This window comes from Paraburkholderia sp. SIMBA_054, assembly GCF_046534875.1.
Taxonomy (GTDB): domain Bacteria; phylum Pseudomonadota; class Gammaproteobacteria; order Burkholderiales; family Burkholderiaceae; genus Paraburkholderia; species Paraburkholderia hospita.
This window is the reverse complement of record NZ_JAWRXV010001339.1, coordinates 1-249: the sequence shown is the minus strand read 5'-3', so window position 1 is coordinate 249 and position 249 is coordinate 1. Positions and strand designations below refer to the sequence as shown.

At 60.2% G+C, this 249-nt stretch carries 1 protein-coding gene; it reads left to right on the top strand.

Annotation, left to right across the window (positions count from 1 at the left end):
• Positions 1-228: arsenic resistance protein (locus SB822_RS59445; protein WP_410859421.1), on the top strand; the 228-nt coding region annotated here is incomplete at its 5' end.
• Between the last annotated feature and the right edge of the window lie 21 nt (positions 229-249).

Genomic DNA, 249 nt, shown 5'->3' with positions numbered 1-249 from the left:
CTCAACCGCAAGCTCGGTGTCGCGCACTGCGTAGCCGGTCCGTCGAGCCTGATCGGTGCGAGCAACTTCTTCGAACTGGCAGTGGCAACCGCCATCAGCGTGTTTGGATTCCAGTCGGGCGCAGCACTCGCCACCGTAGTCGGTGTACTCATCGAAGTGCCCGTCATGCTGCTGGTCGTCGGCGTCGTGAACCGGACGCAACATTGGTACGAAACCCGAACATATTGAGGACAAACGATGCGCGTGACC